The sequence below is a fragment of the Brevibacterium sp. RIT 803 genome, from assembly GCF_016892625.1.
In the GTDB taxonomy this organism is placed as follows: Bacteria; Actinomycetota; Actinomycetes; order Actinomycetales; family Brevibacteriaceae; genus Brevibacterium.
Genome location: NZ_JAFEMW010000004.1, coordinates 544,678 through 554,618 on the forward strand (window position 1 = coordinate 544,678; position 9,941 = coordinate 554,618).

General features: G+C 61.9%; 6 protein-coding genes and 1 pseudogene. 1 reads left to right on the forward strand and 6 read right to left on the reverse strand.

What is annotated here, in order from left to right; genetic code table 11:
- Nucleotides 1-83 precede the first annotated feature (83 nt).
- The 5 genes from JTF07_RS15615 to JTF07_RS15635 form a co-directional block, all read right to left on the reverse strand.
- On the reverse strand, nt 84-836 hold the full coding sequence (locus JTF07_RS15615; RefSeq protein ID WP_204235113.1) for a hypothetical protein: 753 nt from the start codon (nt 834-836) through the stop codon (nt 84-86).
- 435 nt (nt 837-1,271) lie between these two features.
- Nucleotides 1,272-1,766: a peptidoglycan-binding domain-containing protein gene (locus tag JTF07_RS15620; protein ID WP_204235114.1), complete on the reverse strand. Its 495-nt coding sequence runs from the start codon at nt 1,764-1,766 to the stop codon at nt 1,272-1,274.
- A 323-nt stretch (nt 1,767-2,089) separates the two neighbouring features.
- Entirely contained in the window at nt 2,090-3,823 is a 1,734-nt protein-coding gene (locus tag JTF07_RS15625; protein WP_204235115.1) for a hypothetical protein, read from the reverse strand.
- 397 nt (nt 3,824-4,220) lie between these two features.
- Nucleotides 4,221-6,422, reverse strand: a complete 2,202-nt coding sequence (locus tag JTF07_RS15630; RefSeq protein WP_502710967.1) for an ABC transporter ATP-binding protein — start codon at nt 6,420-6,422, stop codon at nt 4,221-4,223.
- Between the two features lies 1 nt (nt 6,423).
- Nucleotides 6,424-8,157: an ABC transporter ATP-binding protein gene (locus tag JTF07_RS15635; protein ID WP_204235162.1), complete on the reverse strand. Its 1,734-nt coding sequence runs from the start codon at nt 8,155-8,157 to the stop codon at nt 6,424-6,426.
- 229 nt (nt 8,158-8,386) lie between these two features.
- Here JTF07_RS15635 and JTF07_RS15640 point away from each other — a divergent pair, with 229 nt between their 5' ends.
- Complete coding sequence (locus JTF07_RS15640; RefSeq protein WP_252199845.1) at nt 8,387-9,532, forward strand: DUF6882 domain-containing protein; 1,146 nt, start codon at nt 8,387-8,389, stop codon at nt 9,530-9,532.
- Nucleotides 9,533-9,553: 21 nt separating this feature from the next.
- Here the strand turns inward: JTF07_RS15640 and JTF07_RS15645 are convergent.
- A pseudogene (locus JTF07_RS15645) lies at nt 9,554-9,941 on the reverse strand (hypothetical protein); the annotation flags it as partial.

The window sequence follows — 9,941 nt, forward strand, 5'->3', positions numbered from 1 at the left end:
GTACGAATGGGTCCCGAGGTCTGGCATGACGCCGCGCCTCGGGACCCTCAGCAGTTCGTGCCTCGTTGCCGGCCGGAGTGACCTCACTCCTGCGGTTCGGTCGGGTTGACCGTCACTGATGCCGTGTCCTCGAGATCACCGCACGTGGCGACGGCCTCGTATCTGCCCGTGTCGGGCATGCCGTCCCTTGGCATGTATCTCACGGATGCGGACTCGTCTTCACCGGCGAGCTGGCTCTTCTCCCAGACCTTTGACCTGCCTTCCTCGTCCTTCTTGAACACCTGGAACAGGACTTCGTCCTTGCTCGAGCAGTTGACCATCGTCAGGTTGAGTCCCTCTTGGTAGAGCGACTCGTCGAGCGTCGTCGATTCCGGGTTCATCACAAGAGTGCCGTCATCGTAGTCACCCCGATCTCCCTCGATGATGTGGACGCGCGCGTCAAACACGCGGTCCGGCTCATCACCGCGTTCGACCGTAACTGTGAACTTCACGTTCGTATCGTCGGGCTTCTCATCCATGACAACCGCCCCGTCGTACGGTCCGTCCTTCTCCGCTGTCCGCAGCTCGTTGTCCAGGCTCGTGGTGACTTCGTCTCCCTTCTTGAGCCCGTCGATCGTGAACTCGATGCCCTTGCCGTGGGTGACCTCGAGGGCCGTCATCTCCCGGTATTTCAACGCCAAGTCCGCTTCCTTCATCACCGAATCCTGATTCGAGCCATCTTCGCCCGACGGAGCGGAGCCCGGAATCGTCGTGCCGAGTCCTGAGGCCGTCGCCGGTACCACTCCGAAGGCGGAGAGGCCAAGAGCGATGGAAGCTGCCAGTGCGAGCTTCTTCATTGTGATCATCCTTCTTTCGCAGCAAAGGGTCGTAACAGCCATATTCGGTTATGCCAGTCACACTACGAAGGGTGGATGACGGTTGTGGAGTTGTGTTCGTTGTGGTCATGACAGGCCTGTCATGACAGATCTGTCACTCCGTGATGACAACGAAACTTGCTCGTTCGTTGAGCTGAGTCGATGCTGAGACTGCTGAAGCTGAGCTGGCTCGCACAGCCGTCCGAAGCACATCGTCGTTCCTGTTCAGTGCGTTCCAGCGGTCGTGAGTACGAGGTGGAACTCTGCTTCTGCCCGGCGACGGACCTGAACCGGGCACGGTTGGTGTCCAGCTGGTGCTCAGTTTCAGTGTCACGCATCGGTGTCGGCGCGTGCCGCGCGCGATCCGATCGTTATGGGCTGTCTCGGGTCGCCGAGCAGCTCCCGACTGAACCTGAGTCAGTCCTCAACCCATTTGAGGCCGACGGCCGTTTCGAGAGTCGCGGATGCCGCATGCATCTCGACCGACCACGTCTCGTCTCCGACGACGCCGTCAACCTCGGCCTCGCCCCATTTCTGGAAGCCCTCCACAGCAGCCTTCGTCTCGGCTCCGAAGTTGCCGTCGGGCTCCCCGGGTGAGGTCCAGTCTCCCTCAACCGAGCCGTTTTTCAACACTTCCTGCAGGTCAGCGACGGCTTTATGGGTCGAACCTTCCTTGAGCACAGGCATCGGCCCGCCGTCCGGCAGGGCGGCCCAGGTCGTGTCCCCGACGATGCCGTCATCGTCCAGCCCGGCTTCTCGCTGGAAGTTCTTCACTGCTTCTTCCGTGGCGGCTCCGAATATTCCGTCGACCGCCACTGAATGATCCGGCACCCTGCGCAGTGCTCGCTGTGCCCTCTTCACGGCGTCACCTTGTGACCCCTTTTCGATGATCGGCTGACCGGGGTTCGACATGTCTCCTCCTCTGTCGGTGCCGGTGGACCTCATCGAGAGAAGCACCGGCGGTGGATATTTGTGGAAGCATCCTTGCCGCCACAAGCGTCAATCTATGACCGCAGTCCCCTGTGCGACAAGGGTCCAACGGTACTCAGAGGCCATGCCCGCGAGTTGGTGCCAACACAGGTTCGCCGCTTGGGTCATGGCACGCAGTCGACCCCGGCCCCCTGGCTCATCTGCAGATCTGATGAGACCGTGCACCGGGGCCGAACGCCCTTCTGCCAGAGTCGATTCGCACCGACGGGCCGGGATGGGTATTCACCAGCCCGTCGGGTCACCGATCACTGCCCGGGCTGTGAGCGGCGGCGGGCGAAGAGAACTGTCGCAGCACCTCCCACGATCAACACTGCTCCTGCGCCGAGGCCGGTGATTTCTGCACCGGTACGCGGCATCGAGCCGGCGTTGCCGGGATCGTCCGCTGGGTCCACATCGCCGGCCTCGCCGCCGTTGCCGCCATCTGTGCCGCCACCGTTGCCGGCGACGAGGAATTCGCCTTCCATCTCCGTTTGATCCGCGCACATCGCAAACACCTTGTAGGTGCCGACGTAGGGTGCGGGATCGTCGCCGAGTCCGTAGATCTGGACCGAGGCCGCTGCGTTCTCATTCGCCTCGGCGCTCTGTTCGTAGAGCTTCCCACTGGGTTCGAATCCCCAGACCTCGAATTTGACCTCGCTGCCAGGTTCACATTCGGTGACAGTGATCGTCACTCCCTTGTCTCGGTTGATGAAGTCGACTGCAGAGATCTTCTCCGGATTGATGGAGAGCTTCGCTTCGGAGCCGGTGTCGTCGTCGGTCACGGTGAAGGTCGTCTCTGCGCTCTGATTCCCACACGAAGCCAGGACGAGGTACTCGTCGACCCACGCCTTGCCACCTTCTCCGTGGGGCATGAACTTCGCGTGCCCGGCTGCGTCTTCACCGGCCTGCTGCGTCGCTTCCCAGATGATGGTGTCGGGGTCGTTCTTGGTGCTCACGGTGAACGTCACCTCTTCGTCCACGTGGCAGTTGACGACTGTCATATGGACTCCGTCGTTGAGGAACTCCTCCAGGTCCTGAGTCTTGGGCGACACGGTGAGATCCGAGTTCACATCGTCGCCGTCACCATCGGTCACAGTGAAGGTCGTCTCCGCGCTCTTGTCGCCGCACGATCCTGTGACCACGAAGTCACCGACCCAGCCGCCACCGCCCGCGCCGGGGATGAACCTGGTGGATCCTGCAGCATCTTCACCGGCCATCTGCGAGTCCTCCCAGATGGTGGTGTCTGGGTCGCCCTTGCGAGCGATGCGGAGATTGACCTCTTCGTCCATCACGCAGTTGACGAGGGTGATCTGGACGCCGTCGTTCATGAAGTCGTCCAAGTCCTGAGTCTCCGGCGAAACTGTCAGGTCTGCCTCCTGCTGCTCACCATCGGGAGCCACGACCTCGACGCTGCCGCTGAAGGTCTTCGAATCCGCTCCCTCACGCTTGACGGTGAGTGTGACATCGAGCGTGTCACCGGTCTTGAGCTCTGTGTTGCCGAGGATCGTCCCGGTGAATGCACCATCGTTCTCGACCGTCGTCGAGGTGCCTTCACCGGGCTCAGCGGTGACGACGTCCCCAGCTTTGAGGGAATCGATGGTGTACCGGATGCCCTGATTGGGGTCACCGATCTCTTCGGCTGTCATCTCTGTCTTCTCGAGGGAGAAGCTGGCATCGATCGCCTCGGTTTCCACTGCACGATCGGCGGCTCCGTCCTTGTCCGCTCCGTCTTCGGCTGCATCCGGATCGGCTGTCTCATCCGCTGGCGGCTTGGTGGACGCGGCATCATCCTCTGCTTCATTCATGTCTGTGCCCGGGGCGGCTGTGTCAACGCCGGGATCGGCTGCTTCACCGGGATCGGCGGCGTCTTCGTTCGGAGACGCCGTGCCCTTTTGCGCAGCCAGTGCTTCAGTTGTCGTCAATGTGCTCGCGACCGCCGGACCGACTCCGAGCGTGGAGATCGCCAGTGCGATGCTTGCTGCAAGTGCCAGCCGTTTCATGATGATCCTTCCAGAGATCTGCGTGGCTGCCCTGATCGGTGATGAAATGGACCATACGTCCGTAGTTAGCAGGTAGCGACTTTTGGTCTTTTAGTTCATGACGGAAATGTGATTGAGAAACTCCAGAATGTTTATCCGTTTGAGACATCGTCCCGGCGCGGAGAATGGCCCGTGCTGCCTATCTCGGTGGTGGTTCCTCCACCCACCACGGCTTTCTCTCCCAATACAGCACCACGGACAGCGTGAGAGCAGAGTCGAGTCCCATGTCACGATTGCGCAGGGGCAGGTGCCTGCGGCCGATAATCGTTACTTTCGAGGTGAATTGATTTCGACCCCCACAGCCGAAGCTGCGGGGGCCGATTCGCCAGTTGCGACCATGTCAACAGTCGCAATGGGTTCAGGTGTCCGTGGCCATGTCGCCCTTCAGCCCCCTCGGAGCCGGCCCGCTGTGGTGACCTCCTTGCGCAGACTCGGCGTCGTCAGCGGCATCGGCTTCGTCAGCGCCGTCCATGTCCGTACGATCTTCGACGACGATTCCGATCTCGGTCTCTGACTCAGCGAGCACTTCGGCGGTGAATTGCTCCTCCGCATCCTCCCCGCGGAACTGTGACATGTAGAGGCGGTAGTACGCTCCTTCCGCGTTCAGCAGCTCCTCGTGGTTTCCGTGTTCGACGATGGCTCCGTCCTCCATCACCAGAATGGTGTGGGCATCACGGATCGTCGACAGGCGATGTGCGATGACAAACGATGTTCTGTCCGTTCTCAGAGCAGCCATGGCTTGTTGGACGAGAACTTCGGTACGGGTGTCGACCGACGATGTCGCCTCATCGAGGATGAGCAGCGACGGGTCGGCGAGGAACGCCCGCGCGATCGTGATGAGCTGGCGTTCACCGGCAGAGACGCTGCCACCGTCGGAGTCGATGACCGTGTCGTATCCATCGGGAAGCTGTCGCACGAAGCGATCGACCATGGTTGCCTGCGCAGCAGCCATGACCTCGTCGTCGGTCGCGTCGAGTCTGCCGTACCGGATGTTCTCTCGAATGGTGCCTTCGAACAGCCATGCGTCCTGGAGCACCATGCCCACGTGGGATCGCAGGTCTGCTCGGGTCAGGTCCTGGGTGTCGGTGCCGTCGAGGTAGATGTGTCCGCCGGTGATTTCGTAGAAGCGCATCACCAGGTTGACCAAGGTGGTCTTGCCTGCCCCGGTCGGTCCGACGATGGCCACTGTGTGACCGGGTTCTGCCGTGAACGAGACCTTCTCGATGAGCGGGGTGTCCTCGGTGTAGCGGAAGCTGACCTCGGAGAACTCGACCCGGCCCGGGGTGCGCTGCGGCAGCGTCTCCTGCGCGTCGTCGGGTTCTTCCTCCTCGGCATCCAGCAGTTCGAATGTCCTCTCAGCCGAGGCGACACCGGACTGCAGCATGTTCGCCACTCCGGCCATCTCGGAGATCGGCTGGGAGAACTCACGGGAGTACTGGATGAATGCGGTCGCGTCACCCAACGTCATCTGCCCCGAGGCCACTTTCAGACCGCCTGCGACGGCGATGAGCACGTAGCTGAGGTAGGACACGAACTGCATAGCCGGCATGATCATGCCCGACACGAACTGCGCACCTGCCGAGGCTTTGTACAGGGACTCGTTGCGACGGTCGAACTCTTCGAGCATGATCTCGTCGCGGCCGAAGGCCCGGACCACATCGAGGCCGGAGAACGATTCTTCGACGTGTCCGTTGACCTCGCCGGTGTGTTTCCACTGTGCCTTGAACATCTTCTGCGACCGGGTGCCGATGACTCCGGCGATCACCGCGGAAAGCGGAAGCGCGATGAGTGCCAGCAGCGCCAGCTGCCAGGACACGATGAACATCATCACGCCGATTCCCACAATAGTCAGTGCGGACTGGACGAGTTGAGAGAAGGCCTGCTGCAGTGCCTGCTGGATGTTGTCGACGTCGTTGGTCACCCGCGACATCACGTCGCCGCGCTGCCTGGTGTCGAAGTATCGCAGCGGGAGCTTGTTGATGGTGCGTTCGATATCTTCGCGGAGCCGGTAGACGACCCGCATGACGAGGGCGTTGAGGATGTAGCCCTGCGCCCACATGAGCATCGAGGCCACGAGGTACATGAGGAGGACGATGATGATGATCTGGCCGAGAGCGGTGAAGTCGATGCCCTGGCCGGGAACGACCTCTGCGGTGGCCAGCATATTGGCGAAGTCGTCTCTGCCTTCCGCGCGGGCACCGGCGATGATGTCGTCGATGTCGGCTCCGGCCGGCAGCTGTGATCCGATGACACCTGAATAGACGATGTCCATCGCCTTGCCCAGGACCTTCGGTGCGATGACGGTGAGGACGACCGAACCGATGACGAGCAGGACGACGTTGACGAGTCCGAGCTTCTCCGTTGCCATCAGTCCGAACAGTCGTTTGACCGAGGGCCAGAAGTGCTTCGCCTTCCTCGCCGGGGTGTCGCCGAACATGTCCCCGTCGCCGCCCTGCGGCAAGTAGTCCTCGTCGGCGACCTGCGCTGTGTCGGGGTCGGCAGTCGTCGTTGCCGCCGATGCGTGTGACGTCGTTGACTCGTTGGTCTCCTGGTGCGTCATGTCAGTTCACCCCTTCCGTGGCCAGCTGGGATTCGACGATCTCCTGGTAGGTCTCATTCGCATCCACAAGTTCGTCGTGAGTTCCCCGGCCGACGATCTTGCCCTCGTCGAGGACGATGATCTGGTCGGCATCTCGAATCGTGGAGACTCGCTGAGCCACGACCACGACTGTCGAATCGGCGGTAGTCTGCTCCAGGGCGCTGCGCAGCCGGCCGTCGGTGGCGACGTCCAGAGCTGAGAACGAGTCATCGAAGACGAAGATCTTCGGCTTGGCAGCCAGAGCTCTCGCGATGCAGAGCCGTTGCCGCTGTCCGCCGGAGAAGTTCGTTCCGCCCTGGGCGACGACTGCCTCAAGCTGATCGGTCTTATCGGTCACAAAGTCCGTTGCCTGGGCCGTCGTCAGCGCCTCCCACAGTTCGGAGTCATCGGCGAACTCGTTACCGAACCGAAGGTTGGAGGCGATAGTGCCGGAGAACAGATACGGCTTCTGCGGCACCAGACCCACCAGCTGTGCCAGCTGGTGCCGGTTGAATGCGCTGACGGGAACACCGTCGATGAGCACGTCTCCTGTCTGTGGGTCGAGCAGACGGGGGATGAGGTTGACGATGGTGGACTTGCCGGCACCTGTGGCGCCGATGATCGCAGTCGTCGTGCCCGGCTGTGCGGTGAAGCTGAGGTTCTCAAGAACGGGGACCTCGGCCCCGGGATAGCCGAAGGTGACATTGCGGAACTCAAGCTCACCTCGGCGCGGGAGTTCGTCGACGCCCTTCGGGATGATCATGGACGAGGTGGAATCGAGGACTTCGGAGATGCGCTCAGCGCAGACGACGGCGCGGGGAATCATCATCATCATGAACACACCCATCATGACGGCCACGAGGATCTGCAGGAGGTACTGCAGGAAGGCTGTGAGTGAACCGACTTCCATCTGGCCTGCGTCTACTCGGTGGCCGCCGAACCACAGCACGGCGGCGGTGGCGAGGTGGAGGATCATCATGATCGCCGGGAACATGAGCACGAAGAGGTTGCCGACCTTGACCGAGGTCTCTGTCAGTGCCCGGTTGGCGTCGGCATAGCGGTCGGCCTCGAAGGGTTCGCGCACGAACGCACGCACGACCCTGATGCCGGTGATCTGTTCGCGGAGGACTCCGTTGATGTCATCGACCTGTTCCTGCATCCGTCGGAACAGCGGCATGAGCAGGTAGACGAGGATGCCGACGACGATGAACAGCGCTGGCACGGACACCCATACCAGCCAGGACAGCCCCACGTCCTCGCGCAGTGCCATGATGATTCCACCGATGCACATGATCGGCGTGGAGACCATGAAGTTCAGGGTCATGAGCACCAGCATCTGGACCTGTTGGACGTCGTTGGTGTTACGGGTGATGAGTGTGGCGCTGCCGAACTTGCCGACTTCCAGCGTCGAGAGCTCGTCGACCTTGCTGTAGATGGCCCGACGCAGGTCGCGTCCGACGCCCATGCCCGTGCGGGCACCGAAGAAGATGGCAGTCACGGCGGTGACGACCTGGACAAGGCAGACGATGATCATCGTCATTCCAGTCGACCAGATGAAGTCGGTATCGCCCTTGGCGACTCCCTGGTCGATGATCTGCGCATTCAGGCTCGGCAGGAATAGAGCCGCGATGGTCGCGGCCAGTTGAAGGACGACGACGAAGACGATGTAGAGCCAATAGGATCGAGCGTATTTCAGGGACAGGCGTAATAGGGCCACGGTGGACATCCAGAGATGTGAGTAGTTCGCGAAAAGGCGTTGAGAAATTCAAAAGCGCAACAGACAATCTTACATACATTCTCCTCCCTGGCAATAGGTCGAACCCGACTCTCAATTCGTCACAGTTCACCACACGCCACTGACACGACCCGGCGAAACCAGCTCCGACCTGGACGGTGGCTCCGCGTGCCTCCTCGATAATCGGGCGCACACCTCTAGTCTTGAAATCATGAGCACAACTTTGCAGGACCTCGTCAATCGCGCCGTCTTCTTCTCCACAGAGATGCAGACGCACTTCGGCGCACTCATCGCCGATGCCGAATGGGAGGTCGATTTCACCTCCGACCCACATCTGACCTTCACCTCCTCAGAAGGGACTGTCCTACGTGGTCGCCCGCATCTGCTCGGCTCAGAGTCCAGCGGGCAGAGCACGTGGCTGTGGGGATGGGAGAACATCAATGAGTTCCCCGAGCCCGTCGTCGGTCTCGCCCACGACGTGCGCAAGTTCGGCGCCGCCGAGGATGTCGCTGAGCTGATCACGGAGGAACTCCCCCTCGATGAGGAGCTGGCGCTGCGCTTGACCCTGGCAGCGAAGGAGATCACCGGAAAATGGGCGCACTACCCGGCCGGAGCAGGGGCCGGTACGACTGTCTGGCTCCTTGTCGATGCTCCGGAGCTCGCCCTTCCCGAGCCGCAGGTCAAAACCACAGTGCGCGCCCTGATGCAGGGGCTGACACAGACAACGGTGACTGACCATCGCGCAGCCGTTGTGGCGTATGTGAGCAAGCGGGGCATCCCCACCGCGGAGCTACCCGAGGGCGGCCTGCGTCTGCTCTTCGCCGATGGCTCGGCCGACCTGTCCTTTGACGAGGAACGCCGGATCTCCAACTGCGAGATGGGTGCACCGCTCGTGGGCGAGGCTGCCCAGCAGTATGCACAGGCCACCGGGGCTTCCTTGACAGACCAAGAATCCGTTGCGACTCCTGCCGCCGAGACCGCCGCCGCACAGCCGGCCACCCCTGCGCCGAACCCAGTTCCTGAGACCGCTGCCTCCGACGCAGGTGCGGCCGCGTCCTCATCGATGGATTCGACACCTGCGTCGCCGCCAGCGGAGTCCGCCACCGATGCCTCCCACGAGACCGCCCCGACCCCATCCCCCGCCGAGGCGGGTCCGGGTGACCAGCGCGACTCCGATTCTTCTCATCCCACAGCTGAGACCGGGTCCGAGCAGCCGCCGGTCTCCGAACCACAGCCCGCGGCTTCCTCATCGGCGGACAAGGCGCAGGACAGCGATCGCCAGCCGGACGAGCTGCAGACCAACGCTGAGGAGCCGAAAAAGAAGAAGGGGCTGTTCTCGAAGCTCTTCGGACGTTGATCTGCGGGTAGCGCGTGCCCATCACCGATCGATCGGCACGCGTGGTTCCCAACTGAAGTCGCGGTCGAAGAATGACCTTCGTTCCGGATCAGGGGTCGGAGCTGCGTGAAGACGGGAATCCGGTGAGTTAAACCTCGCCGGATTCCCGTCTTCGTATTGCAGACCAACGGTCACTGACCCGTGATCGCCGGGAAGATGCGGTTCGTCGATATCAGCCGTGCCCTGGTCGATCCAGACTGCTTGCACACGAGGAAGCGGAAGAGCCTTGGCAGGTTGAAGTCGACAAGGCTGGCCCCCTCCCAAGCCTATGAGCCAGGAGAGCCGCATGACGGGCACGTCGAAGGTCAGGTTGAGCAGGAACACCGCAGTCACGTCAAACACGGCGAGGAGGGCTCCCAGTCGCGTTTGA